This is a genomic window from Streptomyces sp. cmx-4-9 (assembly GCF_046548835.1).
GTDB lineage: Bacteria > Actinomycetota > Actinomycetes > Streptomycetales > Streptomycetaceae > Streptomyces.
On the sequence record NZ_JAEBEE010000006.1, the window covers coordinates 407,046 to 426,256 of the forward strand.

Genomic DNA, 19,211 nt, shown 5'->3' on the forward strand with positions numbered 1-19,211 from the left:
GCCTCGGGCATGGTGAACCGCCGTGCGGCCCGCTCGCCTATCCGTCGAGGGCGAGGTTGTGCATCCGGGCGATGCCGAGCATGGCGTGGTGGACGCCGTCGCCTTTGAGACGGCAGTCGCGGAGGATCTTCCAGGTCTTCATGCGGGCAAAGACGTGCTCGACGCGTGCTCGGACCTGCTTGTGGGACCGGTTGTGTTCCTTCTTCCACTCCGGGAGTTCTGCCCGGCCCTTCGCCTTTCGATGCGGGATGACCAGTCCGGTGCCCTGGTAGCCGCCGTCGGTGATCGTGGTGGTGTTGCCGATGGCGGCCTTGGCACCGGACTCTCCCATCCGCGGGAGTCGTGCCGGTCGCCCGGCAGAGGCCGGCCGACCACGACGACGAGACGGGTGTCCGCGTCGATGACGACCTGGTGGGCGGTGGAGTACCGGTAGTTCTTCGACTGCTCCGCCACGGAGTGGTCGCGGGTGGGAACCAGCGTGCCGTCCACGATGAGCACGGTGCCGTCGGCGAATCGCTTGCGGGGCCGGAGCGCGAGCATCGGCCCGAGTTGGTCGATGATGCAGTCCGCCGCCGACTTCGAGATCCCGAACAGCGGAACGAGCTGCCGCATCGTCAAGTTCGTGCGCCAGTACGCGGGGCCACCAGCAGTGTACGGTCCTCCAACGCAAGGCTCCACGGCCGACCCCTGCGGACCGCATCCGCGCCGCAACACCGTCACCAGCTTGCCGAAGTTGCGCGGGCTCAGCCCGGTGAACGAGGCTATCCGGGACGGCTCAGACGCTCTGATCACACCAGCCACGGCAAGGGGCATACCAGTGCGTCCTGCCCATCCTTCTGGAACGCGATGCGGCAGCGTTCGACCTGGTCGGCCACCTGCTCCATGAACCAGCGCATGATCTCGTAGGGGATGACGTGCTCATCATGACTGTGGATGTGGACGGTCGGTTCGCATCCGGATCCTCGTCGGGGACAAACGCCACCAAGAAGGCAGCTCCAGGCCGGTACCTCTCGCTGGGGTCCTCGGCCCACGCGGCTGCAGTTGGCACAGCCTCGCCCAACTCCACAGCCCAGGCATCGTCGGGCAGGGCGTAGTGAAACTGGATGGCGTAGTGACGCCCTGCATGTTCTCGCAGATCGGCTGGCATGACGGCAGGCTGCCACAGGCGCAAGGTCCGAGTCGCGGCGACCCCGGTCAGCTTTACGGGACAGCCCTTAGTCGGCCCGGGCCCGGCCCGGCCCGGCACAGCCGTTGTCGCAGGTGGCGGCTATGTTGCAGCTCGTCGGTACGGAGGCGAGCGGGGAGCGGCAATGGTGGTTGAGGCGGGGTACGCCCGGGCGTGGGACCTGGAGGCTCGTGTCCCCTGGAGACCGATATCCGTGGAGGAGGCCCGTGAGCGGGATCTTGCCGGGCTTCCGTATGTGGTGGTGTACCGGACGGCGGGCCGGGAGGCTCCGCTGGAGGTCCGGCTCGTCTCCTGGCGGGATCACCATGTCGGTCTTCTGGTCTACGACGTGCAGGGCCGCCGTACCTGCGAGCTGGACATGCGGCTGCTGGATAGCCAGATGCGCCTGCTGCCCCGGTACACCGTCTGCTGGAAGTACACCGGCCCGGACATGACGGAATTCGACCAAGCGTGCCCGCGTGTCACCGTGGAGCTCTTCCCGGATGGGAGGGGCCGGCGGACGGAGGAGCCCCGGGGCAAGCTCGGAGGCGCCCACATCACCGTGCCCCAGCTCCGTGAGGACGAGCGCTGGGTGGAACGGCCTGTCTTCGGAGAGTGGCCGCTTCTCTCGGCCCGGTTCCACGGCGTAGCGGAGGCACCGGTCTTCGAGTTCGCCCAGGCGGCCCCGACAGCAGACGACTACAGCGGCCACGCTCCCGCTCCCGCTACCTGCTGGCATCCGCCCCGCCCCGCGCAGCCTGGACCGATTGGTGAGCTGTTCCGGCCCGGGGTGCGCGTGACCGACGGGTACCACCCTGAGATGATGGTTGTGGAGCCGCGGTGCATCGGCACCCTGCGCGTGCCTAGCGGGCTACTGGCGGTCTCCGGCCCGGACATCGACCATGCAGACGGACCCCACGTCACAGTTCGTGTCCCGCCCGGGGAGTACGTACTGGACGAGGCGCGGGCCCGCCACACCTACCACTGCGAGTGGGAGCAGAGGGAGGTCACGCGCACTGACACCCTCGCCGTCCGCCTCCTCGTTAGTGAGGCTCCCGCGGTGTCGTGGGAGATGGCGCTCAGGCCCAAAGACGACCTTCGGCTGTTCATCGAGAACCAGATCTCCGGATTCGTCACCGACGGTGCCACCGGTTGCTTCGCCGATGCCGGGGCCTGGGAGCCCCTCCTTGCCCTCCTTGAGAAAGGCATGATCAAGGCAGACCCAGACCCAGACCTGGACCCGGACGCCTACGAGGAGTTCAGCGAGTCCATGTACCTGCTGCGTACCCGGGACCGCGCCTCCGGCGGCGAGCTGGCGGCCTTCGCAACGACAGGGGACGGTACCTATCCCGTCTGGGTCGGCCGCACCGAGGCCGGCCAGGTGGCGGGGGTCGTAGTGCTGGTGGAGGGGATGCCCGAGATACTCCCGGACGCCGGACCCACCATCGACGCCTGAGCTCGGCAGCACGCGCCCCTGTCGTCCCTCTATGGGATTTCAGCAGGTCAGCGGTGTCCGGGGTTTAGGCACTGTCCGGCGGATCGTGTGACTGTCGGACTGCTGGCTCGTTGTTCCCGGCATGGGGAGGGGCGATCTTTTAGCCGCCAGCAGCGCCGTCCCATACAGTGCCGAAGGTATGACGGCACTTGCATCCTTCACCTTCGTGCGCCACACCGATGGGCTCCGCTACCACTTCGAACGCGACGGCGAGCACCACGGCCGCCCCGCCTATCGCCGAACGGACGGAAACGTGTCGTGCGTCTGGTCGCCGACAGACGGCTGGCACTGCGAGATCGCTGACGGCCTCGTCACCGCCCGTCCCCTCAACAGCCCCGGTGATGAACCCGAACCCCCAGCCACCGTCTGGCGCAGCTTCAAAAACGACCGCTCCTACCTCTACGACCCCCGGCCCACCGTCCCCGAAGCATGATCTGCCGGACAGTGCCCAGCCGACATCGATGCCCACGCCCAACTCGGCTCCGCGGTCGGGTCGGAAATCGGTGTAGGCACAGACAGAGTTACTGCATGGCAATGACGTATCGGGCATAGGACGAGTGCTCACCCCCAGGTCTGCCGGCTGTGTTGTCCGCACTGCCTGGGCTGAGCCGTCCGTCCCGGCTGATGTGTCCGCACCGGCGGGTGTATATGGAGTCCTCACCATTGGTCGCGCCCCCAGACCGGTGGAGGGGTCGCACCGGGGCAGTGCAGCGGCTTACGGGACCAGCTGATGCCGTCGGCGCGCAGGAAGTACAGGCGGCCCGGCGCGGTGAGCACCCTCGAGTGACTCAGTCAGATTTTCGCCAAAATGGCAATTTATCGCGGCTCTCCATTTCTGGCCCGGAATTAGGTTTGACTGAGAACTAGGCGTGATGGCTCGATTGGGCCAATAGATTTGAGGTGCCCCTGAGGGTTCCGTGTGACCTGGGCCACATTTAGTTAGGGTTGATTGAAGTCTTCGGGTGCACGGAACAAACTTCCAGTGCACCAGGAGATTCCCGTGGGGAGGGTCAACCCCTCACTCGATCGAAGTCGATTTTCGAGTTCAAGGAGAGCTGTGAAGCGCATGAATTTCCATTCCAAGAAGCGTGGCATCGCCACAGTGGTTACCGGGACGGCATTGGCAGCCGCGTTGACCGCCACTATGACTTCGGGAGTTTCGTACGCAAACTCCGAGACACTGCAGGGATTATCCCCGGGCGCGGTCTCGGCTGACGGCAAGTTTTTCACGCCGGGCCCGAACACGGTCGTCAAGAGGAACGCGGGTGAGGCTGCCCCCGGCATCCTGTCGGGGGAGGCCCTGGCAACAGTCAACCCGGGCCCGGCAGGTACGGCGGCGGCCTACCAGCTCAAAAACGCCCGCTGGATCGGCCAGCAGTGCGGAACCGACCTCCTCTCACAGACGAGCGGAGCCGGTAAGACCACGCTCGTCCTGACAGTCGAGAAGGCCGTCGCCGCGACTTACACGAAGGAGATCGGCATCGAGGTCAAGGCCATCTCGGCTGGCATGGGCTGGAGCGTCACCAACACCTACACCGTCAAGAACGAGAACCGCTACGAGGTACCCGCCGGCAAGTGGGGAGTCGTACAGGCCTTCCCGCTCTACGATCTGTACCAGGGTGACGTCTACAACCTGTGGGGTCCGGACACGGGCAAGGACGCCTACGCCTCCAAGCCGGTGGGTGTCTGCTTCAATTCATGGAACCAGTGACCAGAGTCTGACCATGCGACGTAAGTAAGGGGTGGCCTTGATGGCTAAAACAAAGAGGACTTTAGCCATCGGGGCAGCCCTGATTGCGCTGACATTTGGATGCGATTCCGGTAGAGCGCCTGACAAGAACTCCACTCCGAGCGAAGGACGCAACATTCCACTGACCGAGTTGCGTGGGATTTCGGTGGATAGCGACCCGCTGGAAGACCTGAAGGATCACCCTCGGATCCTTTCTGAGGTGCAATATGGAGACGTCCGCCTCATCGCCTACGTAACCAGCGACTCCTGTGGAATCGTCGCCACGCCGAAAAGCGACCCCCAACGCAGCGATATCCACCTCGTGTCGAAGTGGCCCTCACATGGCCAGGGAACCGCCCCCTACCCGGCCGGCCCCTACAACAGTGTTTCTGGCAACGGCAGTGCGAAGGCTTGGGCCTCCCTGCTCTGCAGCAAGGACGCGATGGTGATCGAGTACACCGTGGATGCGGCCAGCAGCAGCCCTGGAGAGATCCGCGGAGAAGTTACCACCACGCCAGTGCCTAACAATCGGTCAGTCTCGCGGATCATCATCGGAGATCCCGCGACCCGACTGCAGATCCAACACCACCCCGACGAGTCGGGGACCAACACCCCCAGCACCGGGTCGCGCTAGATGATCGATTCCAAGAGGTCAGTGCTCGAAGGCGGTCAGTGAGGATAGGACGGGCTGTGTCGCGTGTGGTCGTTGTGCCAGATCGCGGCGGTCAGTGCGAGGATCCGCTGCATCACCCGGGCGATGACGCCGGGGTGTGTGGCCGCGGTGATGTGCGAGATCGAGCTGGCCCTTCAAGGTCTCGTTAATCGACACGATGACCTGCCTCAACGGCTTGAACACGTGTGCTCCGGGCCGCTCGGGCTCGCTCTCGCGGGCCGGCCGCAGCAGTCGGATGGCGTGCTCGGCCAGTTGATGTTCGAAGTCGCGGCCGAAGTAGTTCTTGTCGCCGATCAGCGTCTGCCCGGGCCGGGCGGCGGCGAGGCCGGGTTCGACCGCGAGCAGGTCGAGCAGGGTCTCGCGCTCGTCGGCCTTCGCTCCGGTCAGTGCGAAGGCGACGGGCAGTCCCTGCAGGGTGCATACCAGGCCCACACGGAAGTGTCGGCTGCAAGGAGCCTGGTGACCCGGCGGGAGCAGCTCGGCGACCTTGCGCAGCCGCTTGTTAGCCGGGCTGCTGGGGCAGGTACAGGAAGAGATGCCGCAGGTGGCAGCTAGCGTGGCAGAGCCACTTGGCCTCGGAGGTGAAGCCGAGCATGGCCTGCATCATCACGAGCGTGACCAGCTCGGCGTCGGTCAGCTGCGGCGCGATCCCTACCGTGTGCCGCCATGGCGCGAGGTGCGGCGACTCCTTTAGCAGGTCGTCGATTTTCGCGTGGAGCGCGGTCGCGGGGGAGTCCAAGTCGGGCGTCACCACCAGATCGTGGGCTCCTTGCCCTGTTCGGCGTGTGCCGGGACAGACCGAGCGTTGTCAGTAGCGACATAGAGCGTGCGCGGACCAACCGGTGCGACGCGATGGGGGATGTACGGATGGAGTTCCGGATCGAGCGCGGCACTCTCGCCGAGGCCGTGGCCTCGGCGGCCAGATCGTTGCCGTCACGGTCGCCTGTGCCTGTGCTGGGCGGCCTGATGCTGGACGCGGCGGAGGGACGGCTGCGTATCTCGGGCTTCGACTACGAGGCGTCCGCGACCACCGAGGTCCCGGCGGAGACGCTGACAGACGGTCGGGTGCTCGTGCCCGGGCGCAGAATGCTGGATATCTGTCGGGTATTGCCCGATGCGATGGTGGCGTGCTCCCGGGGGTACTGGAAATCGCGGACGACGATTGGATGGCGCTGGGAACGGCGGGGTTCCTGCGGGCCTGGGCTGCGCACCCCGCCTTCCGGCTGGTCAACTAGCCCAGGCAGATCCGCGGCGGAGGTGGTGCTTCATCTGGACCTCATACGCGGGCGCATCGGCTGCCGAGCGAGCGCGGACTGCTGTTGGTGGGCCGGCACCGCTGCCGATGCCTGCCCGTTCAGGGGCACATCCCGGATTCCCCCCGCTGGGAGGGAATCCGGTCATACACCGACGAGGGCCCGTCCCTGTGACGCCTGGAACGTCCGAACAGCCCGACAGTGATCTGCGACTGCTCCTGAGGCTCATCGGGGCTGACATAGGTAAGGACGCCGTTGTGATGCCCGGTGACGACCCATCCCTCCACGTCCTTGAGGTTGGTCACCCCGAGGTCTTCTGCCGAAACTTCGGCATGCGCCGGGCCGAACCTCGGGAGGCGGTCCACGTCCTGCGCGAACAGCCCTCCGCGCGGGGCGGGCGCATCCAGTCGGGCGGTGCGGTCATGGCTTCGCCCTAGCGGTGCGTCGGGTCCGGAAGGCGGCGCGCGGCGGGGCTGCCCTACTCGGCCGGCAGCCGGAGCATCGGTTCGAAGGCCGCGTCCTCCTCGCCCTCGACCGAAGGGAGGAAACCGTCCGGGACGGTGCGGGCGGCCGTGGTGAGGAGGCGGGCCAGGACCTCGGGCTCGGTGGCCGGGGGGAGGCGCAGGGCGGCGAGGAGGCGGTCGCGGACCTCGGGGTGGTCCGGGTTGTCCGCAAGGTAGTCGGCGTTGAGCGCGGGGGGACGGAAGCCGGCCAGGGCGTCGTGCCAGGAGGGGAGGACGATGGCCAGGGTCAGGGCCTCGGCGAGGGACTCCGCGATGAGGGAAGCCTGGCCCTCGGAATCGGTGTAGAGGACGGGGCGGACGCGGTCGGAGCCGGCCGGGCCGCAGAGGTAGTGGGTGCCTCCCGCGTTGCAGCCGGCCACGGGCTTCACCGGGAGACCGGTCGGCAGGGCGATCGACTCGATGGGGTCGGTTCGCGTGAGGTCGAACTCGCCGTCGCAGGCGAGGTACGCCTCGACCTCGGGGTCGGCGGCGATCCGGCGGAGCAGGGCCTCGTCGGAGAGGGCGGCCGGGTTGAGGCCGCGGGCGGCTTCGGGGGTCAGAGGGTGGCCCGCAAGGACGTGGCGGACGGTGTCGAGGGGGACGGGCCGCCCGTAGTCCTCCTCGAAGTGCGCCTGGACGGCCTCGGGGGAGCGGTCGGTGAGGAGGCGGAAGAGGTGCCCGGAGCCGTCCGGGTCCGGGCTGCCCGAGGGGAACTCGATGCCCGAGCCGGTGCGCCAGGCGCTGCCGCCGGTCTCCCACCACAGGCATACGGTGACCCGCGGGGCGCCGAGGTCCTCGTCGACGAAGGCCGGGTCGTCCAGGAGCGGGCGCAGCACGGCGGGCACCTCGTCGATGACACCGGGCCAGACCTGTTCGTCGTCCGTGGCATACGGGCTCATCTCCGACTCGTGGTCGAAGCCGCGGACGAGCACACCGGCCGGGGTGAAGAGGACGGAGAAGTCGTCACCCGAGCCGTTGTCCATCGGGGCCGCCTCCGTCCCAGGCCCCCAGGTGGTGGAGAAGGAGTAGCGGGAGAACCGCGGGTCGCGGCAGATCGCCTGGTCCAGCACGGCCAGCGCGCGCAGGTGCGCGCGGAGCTCGGCGGGGTCCGGGAGGAGGGCGGCGGTCGTATGCACGGTGTCCATGGGCTCATGCAAGCAGCCGGGCACTGACGTCCAGGGTGGTGGTTCGGTCACACGTGCTCTCTCACACAGGGAACGAAAAGCCCAGCTCACGCAGGCGGGGCAAGCCCACTGCGAGGCATTGCTCCACAGACGCGGCATCGGTTCGCACGAGGACGTCCTCGCGCAACGGCGCTCCACTGGCGACGAAGGTCCAAGGCTTGCCCCTCTCTGCCATCCGCTCAGCCAGTGCTTCCAGCGGCCGCCGGCCAGCGGCCCGGGACGGACGTACGGGCCGAACTCGCCGCTGTCCGAGCGGGGTGCCGCCGTGCAGCCGTCGCCCTGGGCCTGCCCATACCACCGTCACCATGCGGAAGTCCCACAGCTCGCGCGGAGAGGTAGCCGGGGAACCCTCCCCCTCCCCGTCCGCGCGAGCCAGGCGATCCAGGACGGAAGGTCAGAGGAGCGGCCAGGGTGCGAAGAGCTGCTGCATCAGTCGTTCGTAGGGCGCCAGATTCGGCTCCGACGTGTTGCGATCTCGGCGCATATGCCGGCGACGATGACACCGCCGATGGCGATACTCACGGAGCCGGCGGCCACGAGTCCGGCGGAGAGTTCACCTCCGTCGCCGATGGAGAGCAGCATCTGGCCGAGTAGGTACGTAGCCACTCCGGCGCCCGCTCCCACGACAAGGAGGGGAACGGAGAGGTTCCAGAGGGCCACCCTCAGGTAGAAGTTTCTGTCGCTTCGGAACGAGGCCACAGGGCCGAGGCTTCGCGCTTGGTCGTCGAATACGGAGGCTGCGCCCACGATTCCCGCGAGGACGAGGGCGAGCAGGCCGATCAGTGAGGCATCCAGCACCCACTTGACGTAGTCGCTCCGGGCTTGCGCGCCGAGCATCCCGGACTCCACCGGCACGTCAAGCATGGGGAAGCCCAGCGTCCGGTAGGCGGTATCCCAGATGTGATCGGCTCCGATTCCGCCGGAGGTGTTGAAGACCACGAGGGAGACGTTGGCGGGGTCGGTGATGCCCGGGCGTTGGGTGGTGATGCTCACCTTGTCCTGTGAGAGGCCGAGCACGGCCAGTGCTGTGCGGGGCGTGGTCTCAACGATCGATATCGCGTCAGTCAGATCTGTGACCGCCGTGGGGCAGGTGGTGAGTGCTCCGAAGAATGCCAGTGAGTTGCAGTCGGCAGACAGTATTGTGCGTCCGCCCTCGCGGTAGAGGAGCGCTGTGGGATGGTCGGGGAGCTGCTGGCGGAGCTGGTCGAAGCGGGATGGATCACCTGACGCCTTGATCAGGACGGCGTTGTGGTTGTTTACGCCGGCCAAGCGCTTGGCAACGATTTCCGGGCCTTCGAGCTGGCTGGTGACGACCTGGCCCAGGGTGGTGAGGCCTAGCCCCAGGATCATTGCCGCACTGAGTACGGCGACGACTACGGGTCTGGCGGCGAGCCACCGGCCGGCGATGAGTCCTGCCGCGTCGCCTCTACGCAGGGCGCGCGAGGCGATCGCCGATCCGAGAGAGCCTGCCAGGCGTCCGGCAAGGACGGGGAGGACGGTGAGTACGAGCATGACCCCGAAGAAGAAGACGACCCGTCCCGGACCGTCTGCCCGCCATGTTCCATACAGGCACAGGAAGGATCCGATCGCGGACAGGACCCATACCGTCCGTCCGGGCGTGGCTCTGGTCTGCTGTGGGCGGGTGCTAGTTCGCTTGGGGGGTAGGGCGTAGCGCAGCGCGCTGACCCCAAGTACGAGGGTGGCCGCGACAAGGATCAGCAGGGGGGTCCATATGCGCAGTGAGGCCACATCACCAGCTGAGACGGTGTACCCGGTGAAGGGGAGAGTGGTGTCCCACAGGGTCGTGGCCCACGCTGCGGCTGCTGCAAGAAGCGAGCCCGCCAGTACAGGGGCCGCAGCTTCACCGGTGAGCACCAGCAGGCGCGCTACAGGTGAAGCTCCCAGAGCCTCGAGCATCGAGATCCGACGGTCTCTCAGCTCCGCGCCACCACGCACCACGACCATGAGAGAGGCCGCGGCCGGCATCACGGTGAACAGCAGGAGCAGTATCCAGAGGTCGCCGTAGGAGCGTTCGAACTGGTGGCTCACGGTGAAGTAGTCGATGAACTGAGAGTTCGGATTCCCGAAGCCTGATATGCGTGTTCTATGACCCGTCTCGCCGAAGATTCCCTCGATGGGAGAACGGGTGTACACCAGCAGCTCATTGGGTTCGGTGAGGCCCGTTCGCCCAATGGTCCCACCCATCGTGCCGTAGCGGGAGACGAGGGCCCCGGACGCGTGCTTCGCAGCCTGAGGCGAAAGAAAGGCCTCGCCCTTTTCAGGCCACCTATCAAGGCCTGACGGCGGACTGGCATCTGACTGGAGTGGCTCCAGGAAGATGACCGATATGGCCTGACCATCAGCGTAATCCGGGCGCTCCAGCCACAGGGCCACCGCTTCTTGGCTCTGCTCAACCATGACCGGGGAACGGGCGTCCTGTCGTTCCTGACGAGCGGCCAGACCGGCGTCCACGGCCAGGAGGCTCCAGGCCACCCACAGGACGAGGAAGGATGCTGCGAACAGCCCGAAGCGGTGAACCAGGGCGGATACGCCGCTGGACATTCCTACCCGGTGACCGAGTCGGAGCATGGCCACGTGCCTTCTCACCTGCGCGCCTCCGAGTCCGCAAGCAGGCGTCCTTCGGTGAGTTCAAGCGTCCGGTCGGCTCGGGCTGCAATCTGAGGATTGTGGGTGACCACGATCAGCGCACACTGAAAGCGGGTGGGCAGCTCGAACAGCAGATCAGCGACGACGTCGCCGGTGCGCTGGTCGAGGGAACCAGTGGGTTCGTCCGCCAGAACCACAGAAGGCCTGCCGATGAGAGCGCGAGCAACGGCGACACGCTGGCGCTCTCCGCCCGAGAGCGACGCGGTGTCCTTGGATGAGGACTCCTGTACGCCGAGTCCATCCAGCAGACTCTGCGCGTCCGCGTATGCCTTCTTCGCGTCGCCTCCGGCAAGCAGGACCGGTAGTGCGGCATTCTCCAGGGGCGACAGTTCGGGTATCAGCTCACCGAACTGGTAGATGGTACCGACTGTGCGCAGCCGCAGTGCCGCTCGCTCGCCTGAAGATGCCTGCGAGATGTCGACGCCAGCGATGCGAATGACACCTGACGAGGCGGCGATCAGACCGCTCAAGCAGCAAAGGAGAGTCGTCTTCCCCGAGCCACTGGGGCCTGTCACCGCCACGGACGACCCGGCAGCAACACTGAGGGACAGCCCGTTCAGAAGACGCCGATCACCGATGCTGTAGTGCAGGTCCTTCACTTCTACCGCGGCCGTCTTTCGATCGTGCAGGTCGGTTCTCATGCTTCCTCGTTGTCCGCCGGGCAGCGCGGAGCCGGCTGTACCGAACCTTCCGGCTCCGCGCGATGAGCATGTACTGGATCAGGGACGGTACTTCCAGGGGCCGTACGGATCGGTTGCCCAGTCACGAATCTGCTGTGAGCGGTGCTTGTTGACCCGGTTGGTGCTGCTGAGATCGAATCCGCCGTTGCAGGTGCCGTTGCCCGCCTGCGCCCATCTGGTGTTGGCGGAGCCGTTGTCCCGCGTGAAGTGAGCCTTCACAGAGTTCCCATCCTGGTCCATGTCGCACGCTATGGCGTCCCCCCAGCCGACGCCGGTGTGCCAGTCCTCGACGTCGTCGCTGTAGCTGTTGTAGATGTAGGACCTGTCGGCGTTGGCGGCGGGGGCGCTGAGAGCGATGGCGGCTGTCACGAGGACAGCCACCTTGGCGATGCGGTGCAAGAAAGATTCCTCCCCAATTGAAGGGCCCACAGGGCCCGATACGAGACGGCGGCTGACTAGTCAGCGCGCCATCGACAACAGGGCCTCCGTGACGGCTCGGCTGGTTGCAGAGCCGCATAGTGTCGTGTTCGGTGGAACAGAATGAACACTAACGATCCTGATGGGATGATCAACAGAATTGAGCACTTACTGAGGTTTCCCCCCAGCATCCGGCGGGCGAGGGCAAAGGGTGAGCGATTTCAGGCCGCTATGGCGCAATGAATACCACTGCGCCCGGCATGATTCGGCGTCCCTTGGCCTGTTCTGCTTCAGCGGTCCGGATATCCACCCCCGAATCTGCGTTTCAAGTCATTCTGAGGATCGTTCCAGCCATGATGAGGACGTGATGCGTCGCGGTCGTGCCGCCCGTTGTCCGTGCACGCTGCAGTAGGCACGGTGGGAGGGGCGGTCCGGGCTGCGGGAGGCGACGGCAGGGTGGTGGCGGGTGGGCCCGGCATCTGGCGTAGGGCGCGGATCCGAGAGCGGGCAAGAACAACGAGCGGACGAGCAGCAGGAGGGTTCGGGCGGTCAGGGCGGGCCGGACACCGAGCCACGTGCCTAGTGCGCCGACGAGGCGCGCGGCCACGGGCCGGGCGCCGGACGCCAGCCAGGTGCTCACCCCTTGTGTGCCCGAACTTCAGTTGGGCCAGCGAACCTTCATGGCGGACGTAGGACTGGCTGGAGCCCTGCCGGCCCCCGTGCATCTCCCGCTCGGCATCCGAGATGCTGGTCGGGGCAGTCCGCAGGGGTCTTAGGCGGGTTCGCGGTCTCATCGCTGCCTGGCCCGTCTGGCTCGGGGACCAGGTGGCGACCTGCGGGCAGTAGATCCACCACCCGGGCAAGAACCATCAGACACTGCCTAGGCCGGCACTCCGATCCAGCACCAGGCAGCCCTCAACCCGCGGGTACGGGGGCGCGGGTGAGTTACTGCGACATCAACAGCAGCGATCTGCCACGGTCAGGTCACGTGATTGGACGGAACCTCTTGCGCCGTCTCGGCCCCGCGACCAACCCTGGCGGCTGCCTTTGGTCTGGACCAGCGGGTGAGCTGGTAACAGACTGTTCCGATGAACCCGTTACGGATCACCTCGTGAGCACGCATCGGACCGGCGAGCTGCCGCTGCACCGGCTGGAGGTCCCGTTCCCGCACCTCCTTCCCTTCGCCATCGGATCCTTCGACGCCATCGGACCGCTCTCCCGCGCGAACTTCCCGCACCGGCACGCGTTCTACGAAATCGTCCACGTCACCGGCGGTTGCGGCGCACATGTGCTCGACCTCGCCCACCGGCCTCTGGACCCGCCGCACCTGTGCGTGATCACCCCCGGCCAGGTCCACCACTGGGAGGACACCGAGGGACTCACCGGCCGGGTGATGCTCTTCAACGAGGACTTCCTCCTCTCCCATCCCGACGACGCCGCCGCCCTGGACCTGCTGGCCGACCGGCCGTGGCTGCGCCTGAGGGACCGCCAAGACGGGATCCCGGATCTGCTGGCAGAGATGGAGCACGAGTACCGGACGCTACGCAAGGGGCACGTCGGGGTGTTGCGCGCCTACCTGCACATCCTGATCACCCGGGCCCTGCGCAACCGGGAGCCGGGTCTAGGGCGGGAAGCCACGGCACCGGGACGTGCCGCCGAGCTGGCCGCCGCGTTTACCCGCCTGATCGCTTCCCCTGGCGGTACGGCCTCCTCCGTGGCCTCCTGCGCGAGGGAGCTGGGCGTGTCCGCCGGGCACCTGCACGCGCTGGTGAAGGAGGCCACCGGTCAGACCCCCGGTCGGCTGATCCGCCGCCGGCAGACATTGGAGGCCAAGCGGCTGCTGGCCCGTACCGACCTCACGATCCGGCAGGTGGCACGGGACACGGGCTTCGCCGACCCGGCGTACTTCTGCCGCTTCTTCCGGCGCGAAACCGGCCTCACCCCGGGGGAATACCGGGCGGCGGGCGGCCCGGAGAGCAGCCCGCAGGACGGAGAAATTCACCATGATCCCAGGATTCCGTCCATCGCGGCCGCCGCGGAGCGAACCGTAGGTTGACGCCGAAGGGTCCGGGCGACCGGGTGCGCACCTCCCGCCCCTGGGCCGCGCCCCACCGTGGCCCGGGGGCCCGGATCAGCCCGCCGCCTCCCCGCCCACGAGTGAGAAGGAGCCCGACCCGTGCCCAACTCCGGAGAACACACCACCGACCCGTCACGGTCCGCACCGCCGAGCGCCGCCCCCGCCGGCCGGATCAGCCGCAAGAACTTCCTCAAGGCTGCCGCCCTCGCCGCCGGCACGCCGCTGCTCATCGGCGGTGGAGCGGCCCTGGCCCGTGACCAGCGCGGGGTTGGCGGCGCGCCCGGACTGACCCCGGCCTGCGACGACGGCGACCACCCCACCGTGCCCCAGACGGAGGGCCCCTACTTCAAGCCGAACTCCCCGCTGCGCACCTCCCTGGTGACCTCGTCCACCCCAGGCACCCGGCTCACGGTAAGCGGATACGTCTTCGGTCGGGCTTGCCTGCCTGTCGCGGGGGCCCTGATCGACTTCTGGCAGGCCGATGTGAACGGCGCGTACGACAACACCGGGTTCGCCTTCCGGGGCCACCAGTTCACCGATGCCCAGGGGGCGTTCCGGCTGTCGACCATCGTCCCGGGGCTCTACCCGGGGCGCACCCGACACCTCCACGTCAAGGTGCAGGCCCCGGGCAGGCCTGTGCTGACCACCCAGCTGTACTTCCCGGGGGAACCGCGTAACAGCACGGACTCGATCTTCGACGCCCGGCTGCTGATGAACGTGCGTCAGAACGGCCCGGGGAGGGAGGGCACCTTCGACTTCGTCCTGGACGTACCGCAGACGCCGTCGCCGTCCCCCACAGTCACGCCCCCCGGCCCGAGCACCCCGCCGGGGGGAACGTGGGCGCCGGGGACCGCGTACCGGACCGGCGACCAGGTTGCCTACGGCGGGGCGGCGTACACCTGCGTCCAGGCCCACACCGCCGTTCCCGGCTGGGAGCCTCCGAACGTCCCCGCCCTCTGGCGCCGCGGTTGAGCCGCCCGCCGCCCCCGCTCCCCGGCAGGTCGACGCGGGGGGGACCCCTTGGCTGTCAAAGGACAGGCCGTTTAGGCGGGGTGCTAACGCCGTTAGCACCCCGCCCACATACGACTTGAGCCCGCGCGCATCGCGCGGAACTCGTCGACTACGGCTGGGTCCTCGAAGGTGAGGGCGCCGGGGGTGTGGCCGCAGCGGCGGAAGCGTCGAGTCATCGGGCGGTCTCCTGTCCGGCGTGGGTGGCGGGCGTCTTGAGGACTCGGGGCAGATGGACGTGCAGGTGCACGACGATGACCTCGCGGCCGTGGGCGCGGAGTTCGCGGGCGAGGAGTTCGGTGAGGGCGGGTGCCCTGTGCCTACCTCCTGTTCTCTCGCCGATTCCGAACTGCTGCTCTCAACGCCAATCGCTCACGGCTGTAGGACCGCGTTGAGAACGACATGCCGCTGTTATCCAGGCTCAACGAGACGCCCTGGTAACCGGCTTGCGGTCATCCCCTCGTAGTCACACAGGATTGCCTCCATGGAGAAGATGGAGAAGAAGATGGAGCATCGCAGGGTGCTGAGGCAGCGTGACTTCCGGTTGCTGTGGTTCGGTGAGACAGCGCGTACGCTCGGCAACAGCGTGACCTCGGTGGCACTTCCGCTGATCGCCGTCGTGGTGCTGCACACAAATGCCACCGCGGTGGGTCTGCTATCCGCGGCCATCTGGCTGCCCTGGCTGGTGGTCGGTTTGCCAGCGGGCGCATGGCTAGACCGAATGCGCCGACGCCCCGTGATGCTCGCCTGCAATCTGGTGTCGGCGAGTCTGTACGCGAGCGTGCCGGTTCTTGCCTGGTTCGACGCCCTGACCTTCACCCATCTGCTGATCGTCGCGCTGGCCGGAGGCACAGCCGCGGTCTTCTTCAACACCGCCAACCATGTCTACCTGCCCACCGTCCTGGCCGAGCGGGATCTGCTGGAGGGCAACTCCAAACTTCAGGTGAGTGAAGCCGGGACGAGTGTGGCCGGCCCGGGACTGGCCGGTCTGATCGCCCATGCCTTCGGCGCGGTGGCCGGGCTGCTAGTGGACGCGCTCACATTCCTCGTCTCGGCGTGGTGCCTCCGTTCGATCCATGCGGAGGAGGCACCGCCCGAGAAGGACGAACGGGACGGAAACCTGCGCAGCCAGGTCGCCGAGGGGCTGAGATTCGTACAACGAGACCGCTACCTACGACCGATGGTGATCTACGGGGCCATCGTCAACCTGTCGCTGATGGGCTATCAGGCGGTGCAGGTCGTCTTCCTGGTCCGCACCGTCGGAATCACCCCCGGAACGGTTGGGCTGGTTCTGATAGCAGGCAGCCTCGGGGGCATCCTGGGCGCAACGCTCGCCAAGTCCATCGGGAGCCGGTTCGGCACCGCTCGCGGGATGCTGGTGATGCAGATGCTCACCGGACCGTGTGCGCTGCTCATGCCGCTGGCGTCTGGCGGGGCGGGCTTGCTGTTCTTCGCGTCCGGCGCCTTCGTGATCGGTGTCGGCATCGTCTCGTGCAACGTCATCCTGGGCAGCTTCCGCCAGATGTACTGCCCACCCCATCTCCTGGGGAGGGTGGTGGCAACCAGCATGATGCTCAACCACAGCACCATTCCGCTCGGTTCCCTGCTCGGTGGCTTCCTGGGCGACGCCCTAGGTCCCCGAACCGCCATGTGGATCATGACGGGTCTTCTCGCCCCTTGCTGGCTAATCCTCGCCTTCAGTCCGATACGCACCCAGCGCGACCTTCCCACCCACTACCGCCCCGTCGAAGCCGCAGAGGGCGTCGGCAGGCATAGCGGACATCACCGACAAGAACGGAAGGAGACGGTAAACCTTCGCGAACACTGAAGTACTTCGTTCGATGCACATGCCCCAGAACACGCGTGGATAGATCTCCGTTCCCGCGTACAAACGGGCTTTGGAAGCGCTCACCGCCCCGACCGCCTCGTGTGTCAGGTGATCCTGGTAGGGAGGCTCCGGACAGGGCTGCGCTGAATGGTGTTGTCGCTGCGCCGGTCCAACTCGGTACGCAGCTCGTGGATGACCTGGGCGTAGACGGCGACGTGCTCGCGGAGTCGGCCGTTGTCCTCCCGCAGTGCGCGGGCGGCGGCTTCGGCGTCTACTGCGCGGGCGTGCAGATGCTGGAACGCGGGCGGAATGCCGTTCACCTCGGACTATCGGCGGCTGAATTCTTCTTTCAGGTCAACGTGCTTGTGGGTGAGGACCCAGCGCTTGACGCCTGCCTCGGCGGCGAGTTGCAGCGTGGTCAGCGCCCCAGTGGACCGGGTTGGACGGCCGTCGAGGAGCCGCTGGATCGCTGCGGTGATGGCGTCGCGTTCGGCGTCGCGGTCAGTGGCCATCGTGGGGTTCTCCGGTGTGGTCGTGGGCGGTGACGATGCGTTCCAGGCGGTCGCGCTCGTGCTGTTTGCGGGCGTGTCGGAAGGCGGGAGCCAGCGGGTCGTCGACGATGTCCCGGCCCATGCGGCTGCGGCCGCTGCGCTCGTTGGGTACGAGGTATTCGTCGAAGGCCGCCTACTCCTCCAGCACGGCCGCGACTACCTTTTGGTACTCGGCGAGGTTTCCGCGGTTGCGAGCCGGTGCTGGTCGCCGTCCCGGAGGGACTGGAGGCCGGCCGGACCTGCTTTGGCGAGGTGTCCCTGGCCGACCTCGACGTGGCGCTCCAGCCAGCTCATCCGCAACCGTCGGCTGTCGACCACCAGCGGGACGGGGGCGCCGTCCGGACCGGTGGGCAGGTGGAGGTAGCCGAATGAAATCAGGCGGATCGGGCGCATGAGGTGTCTCCAGGTCGATGGTGAGGAGCAGTACGGCGGAGCGCCGCTCCGGCCGAGAAGGGGGAGCGGCGCTCTGGGTGGTGGCTGGTCAGGGTTTGGGGGTGGTGGCTGCGCGGATGATGTCGGCGTGGTCGAACGCCAGCTGCTCGGGTAGGTCGCTCAGGGGCCACCAGCGGGCGGTGCGGGCGTCGTCGCCGGCGGTGGCCGTCGTGCCGTCGGGGACGACGGCCATGTAGGCGAAGGTGACGTAGTGGCCGCGCGGGTCTCGGCCGACCTGGTCCCAGATGCCGATCTGGTGCAGGGCTCCGACGGGCACGGGACGCCGGTCTCCTCGGCGAGCTCGCGGGCCGCGGCTACGTACGGCGCTTCCCCGGCGTCGATGTGTCCGCCGGGCCCCCGCGCGGGTTCGCGGAATCTTGGAGGGTGTGAGCGAGAAACCCGCGCGTCAGGTTCTGCAGAGTAGTCGAATCTGCGGTGGGTTCCTCTGGGCATATGGCGGCGGACAGCTGGTCACCGTCGATAATCCTGGGCGCTGTGCGGGATGGTTCGACGAGATCATTCTTCACGCTCTGTGACGATTGCAATGTTGTGAGACGTGCACGGACCGTGGTCTTAGGATGCGCGAAGACTGCATCTACTACCCGGGGGAGACAAGTTGAAAGAGCTGGTCTGCGTCGCGCCAGAGGTTCGGGACCGGCTCGTCGTTCGGTTCGGAGCTGACGTGCTGGCCTGGTGTGATGAGTTGCCGGCTCTCGTGGACGAACTCGCTGCCCGTTGGGATCTGACGATTGTCGCGGCAGGCGGAGGAGGCACCTCGCGGGTGTTCCGTTGCTTCACGCGGGACACCGGCGCCTCGGCGTGGCTGAAACTCACGCCGGAGCCAGAGATTGCCCGGGAGGAAGCCGAAGCTCTGCGGGCTTGGGCGAAGACGCCCTCGGTTGTCACGCTGCTGGCGCAGGATCTGGCCGTCGGGGCCCTGCTGCTGGAGGACGTGCAGCCGGGAGTTCAAGTAAGCCAGCGTGCATGGAATTTGGCCGAGGTCGCGGCGCTGCTGCGGGACCTGCGGGCCTCTGCTCCCGCGCCGGGTGAGCACTCGGCACTGGGGCTTCTCTCACACCGCGTCGACTTCGTGTTTGATTTGGCCGACCGCAGGCTGGCAGCGGGCGACGTGAACGATTCGGCTGCCTCTGAACTGCTTCGGCAGGCGCGATCGGCTGCCCTGGAACTCGCGGGCAATGGGCCTGTGGGACTCGTGCATGGTGATCTCCATCCGGCCAACGTGCTGTCTGGTCCGGGCGCCCGCATGGTGGCAATTGATCCGAGGCCGACGTGGGGCGACCCGGACTTCGACGCTGTGGACTGGGTGCTTGAAGGGGTTGCGGATCCAGCCGTGCTGGAGCAGAGGGCCGAGGAGCTGGCGGCGCTGGTTCCTGGCATGTCTCCTCGTCGTGTGCTGGGTTGGTGCCGAGCCCTGGCCGCCCCCATCGCGGTACCCAGAATGTGTGCGGGGCGGGACGACGCAGAGACTCGATTCCTCATGGCTCTGGCCGATGATTGAGTACTTCGTCGGACTCGACCGGTCTCGTGC

Annotated in this window: 20 protein-coding genes and 3 pseudogenes; 10 read left to right on the forward strand and 13 right to left on the reverse strand. The window is 67.2% G+C overall.

Annotated elements, in window-relative coordinates:
• Window positions 1-37: 37 nt before the first annotated feature.
• Window positions 38-801: pseudogene (locus tag ACLJTM_RS20735) on the reverse strand (transposase).
• Between the two features lie 509 nt (window positions 802-1,310).
• Between ACLJTM_RS20735 and ACLJTM_RS20740 the strand changes: the two are divergent.
• The 4 genes from ACLJTM_RS20740 to ACLJTM_RS20755 all read left to right on the forward strand — a co-directional run bounded on the left by ACLJTM_RS20740 (window position 1,311) and on the right by ACLJTM_RS20755 (window position 5,023).
• Window positions 1,311-2,621 carry a DUF4241 domain-containing protein gene (locus ACLJTM_RS20740; protein ID WP_411105150.1) on the forward strand — a complete coding sequence of 437 codons (1,311 nt, stop codon included), beginning with the start codon at window positions 1,311-1,313 and terminating at the stop codon, window positions 2,619-2,621.
• A 178-nt stretch (window positions 2,622-2,799) separates the two neighbouring features.
• Window positions 2,800-3,093: a hypothetical protein gene (locus ACLJTM_RS20745; RefSeq protein WP_411105151.1), complete on the forward strand. Its 294-nt coding sequence runs from the start codon at window positions 2,800-2,802 to the stop codon at window positions 3,091-3,093.
• 624 nt (window positions 3,094-3,717) lie between these two features.
• Window positions 3,718-4,371: a hypothetical protein gene (locus tag ACLJTM_RS20750; protein ID WP_411105152.1), complete on the forward strand. Its 654-nt coding sequence runs from the start codon at window positions 3,718-3,720 to the stop codon at window positions 4,369-4,371.
• A 40-nt stretch (window positions 4,372-4,411) separates the two neighbouring features.
• Window positions 4,412-5,023: a hypothetical protein gene (locus ACLJTM_RS20755; RefSeq protein ID WP_411105153.1), complete on the forward strand. Its 612-nt coding sequence runs from the start codon at window positions 4,412-4,414 to the stop codon at window positions 5,021-5,023.
• An 18-nt stretch (window positions 5,024-5,041) separates the two neighbouring features.
• Here the strand turns inward: ACLJTM_RS20755 and ACLJTM_RS20760 are convergent, their stop codons facing one another.
• The gene (locus ACLJTM_RS20760) at window positions 5,042-5,494 is read right to left on the reverse strand and encodes a transposase (RefSeq protein ID WP_411105154.1); all 453 of its coding nucleotides are present in this window, start codon (window positions 5,492-5,494) and stop codon (window positions 5,042-5,044) included.
• A gap of 70 nt (window positions 5,495-5,564) precedes the next feature.
• A complete protein-coding gene (locus ACLJTM_RS20765; protein ID WP_411105155.1) occupies window positions 5,565-5,816 on the reverse strand; it encodes a hypothetical protein in 252 nt (83 codons plus the stop codon).
• Window positions 5,817-5,929: 113 nt separating this feature from the next.
• On the opposite strand from ACLJTM_RS20765, the pseudogene ACLJTM_RS20770 reads away from it, so the two are divergent.
• Together ACLJTM_RS20770 and ACLJTM_RS20775 are read left to right on the forward strand one after the other, a co-directional pair.
• A pseudogene (locus ACLJTM_RS20770) lies at window positions 5,930-6,196 on the forward strand (DNA polymerase III subunit beta); the annotation flags it as partial.
• 32 nt (window positions 6,197-6,228) lie between these two features.
• Complete coding sequence (locus ACLJTM_RS20775) at window positions 6,229-6,297, forward strand: DUF6368 family protein (RefSeq protein ID WP_411105314.1); 69 nt, start codon at window positions 6,229-6,231, stop codon at window positions 6,295-6,297.
• 496 nt (window positions 6,298-6,793) lie between these two features.
• Here ACLJTM_RS20775 and ACLJTM_RS20780 read toward each other — a convergent pair whose 3' ends face one another.
• From ACLJTM_RS20780 to ACLJTM_RS20795, 4 genes are all read right to left on the reverse strand, one after another.
• The gene (locus tag ACLJTM_RS20780) at window positions 6,794-7,963 is read right to left on the reverse strand and encodes a hypothetical protein (RefSeq protein WP_411105156.1); all 1,170 of its coding nucleotides are present in this window, start codon (window positions 7,961-7,963) and stop codon (window positions 6,794-6,796) included.
• Window positions 7,964-8,431: 468 nt separating this feature from the next.
• Window positions 8,432-10,597, reverse strand: a complete 2,166-nt coding sequence (locus ACLJTM_RS20785) for a hypothetical protein (protein ID WP_411105157.1) — start codon at window positions 10,595-10,597, stop codon at window positions 8,432-8,434.
• A gap of 8 nt (window positions 10,598-10,605) precedes the next feature.
• Window positions 10,606-11,310 (reverse strand): ABC transporter ATP-binding protein, encoded by a 705-nt coding sequence (locus tag ACLJTM_RS20790; RefSeq protein WP_411105158.1) that lies wholly within the window; start codon window positions 11,308-11,310, stop codon window positions 10,606-10,608.
• 78 nt (window positions 11,311-11,388) lie between these two features.
• On the reverse strand, window positions 11,389-11,748 hold the full coding sequence (locus ACLJTM_RS20795) for a hypothetical protein (protein ID WP_411105159.1): 360 nt from the start codon (window positions 11,746-11,748) through the stop codon (window positions 11,389-11,391).
• A gap of 1,129 nt (window positions 11,749-12,877) precedes the next feature.
• Here ACLJTM_RS20795 and ACLJTM_RS20800 point away from each other — a divergent pair.
• From ACLJTM_RS20800 to ACLJTM_RS20810, 3 genes are all read left to right on the forward strand, one after another.
• Window positions 12,878-13,822 carry an AraC family transcriptional regulator gene (locus tag ACLJTM_RS20800; protein ID WP_411105160.1) on the forward strand — a complete coding sequence of 315 codons (945 nt, stop codon included), beginning with the start codon at window positions 12,878-12,880 and terminating at the stop codon, window positions 13,820-13,822.
• Between the two features lie 192 nt (window positions 13,823-14,014).
• Window positions 14,015-14,815 (forward strand): carbohydrate-binding protein, encoded by an 801-nt coding sequence (locus ACLJTM_RS20805; RefSeq protein ID WP_411105315.1) that lies wholly within the window; start codon window positions 14,015-14,017, stop codon window positions 14,813-14,815.
• 520 nt (window positions 14,816-15,335) lie between these two features.
• Window positions 15,336-16,679: an MFS transporter gene (locus tag ACLJTM_RS20810; RefSeq protein ID WP_411105161.1), complete on the forward strand. Its 1,344-nt coding sequence runs from the start codon at window positions 15,336-15,338 to the stop codon at window positions 16,677-16,679.
• 104 nt (window positions 16,680-16,783) lie between these two features.
• Here ACLJTM_RS20810 and ACLJTM_RS20815 read toward each other — a convergent pair whose 3' ends face one another.
• The 6 genes and pseudogenes from ACLJTM_RS20815 to ACLJTM_RS20840 form a co-directional block, all read right to left on the reverse strand.
• Window positions 16,784-16,999 carry a hypothetical protein gene (locus tag ACLJTM_RS20815; RefSeq protein WP_411105162.1) on the reverse strand — a complete coding sequence of 72 codons (216 nt, stop codon included), beginning with the start codon at window positions 16,997-16,999 and terminating at the stop codon, window positions 16,784-16,786.
• A 6-nt stretch (window positions 17,000-17,005) separates the two neighbouring features.
• Window positions 17,006-17,191, reverse strand: a complete 186-nt coding sequence (locus ACLJTM_RS20820; RefSeq protein ID WP_411105163.1) for a hypothetical protein — start codon at window positions 17,189-17,191, stop codon at window positions 17,006-17,008.
• Entirely contained in the window at window positions 17,181-17,312 is a 132-nt protein-coding gene (locus ACLJTM_RS20825) for a hypothetical protein (RefSeq protein WP_411105164.1), read from the reverse strand. The genes ACLJTM_RS20820 and ACLJTM_RS20825 overlap by 11 nt, the downstream gene beginning before the upstream one ends.
• A gap of 74 nt (window positions 17,313-17,386) precedes the next feature.
• Entirely contained in the window at window positions 17,387-17,623 is a 237-nt protein-coding gene (locus tag ACLJTM_RS20830; RefSeq protein WP_411105165.1) for a hypothetical protein, read from the reverse strand.
• A gap of 88 nt (window positions 17,624-17,711) precedes the next feature.
• The gene (locus ACLJTM_RS20835) at window positions 17,712-17,939 is read right to left on the reverse strand and encodes an NUDIX domain-containing protein (RefSeq protein ID WP_411105328.1); all 228 of its coding nucleotides are present in this window, start codon (window positions 17,937-17,939) and stop codon (window positions 17,712-17,714) included.
• 35 nt (window positions 17,940-17,974) lie between these two features.
• Window positions 17,975-18,115, reverse strand: a pseudogene (locus ACLJTM_RS20840) (hypothetical protein); the annotation flags it as partial.
• Window positions 18,116-18,278: 163 nt separating this feature from the next.
• On the opposite strand from ACLJTM_RS20840, the gene ACLJTM_RS20845 reads away from it, so the two are divergent.
• Window positions 18,279-19,181: an aminoglycoside phosphotransferase family protein gene (locus ACLJTM_RS20845; RefSeq protein WP_411105166.1), complete on the forward strand. Its 903-nt coding sequence runs from the start codon at window positions 18,279-18,281 to the stop codon at window positions 19,179-19,181.
• The last annotated feature ends 30 nt before the right edge of the window (window positions 19,182-19,211 follow it).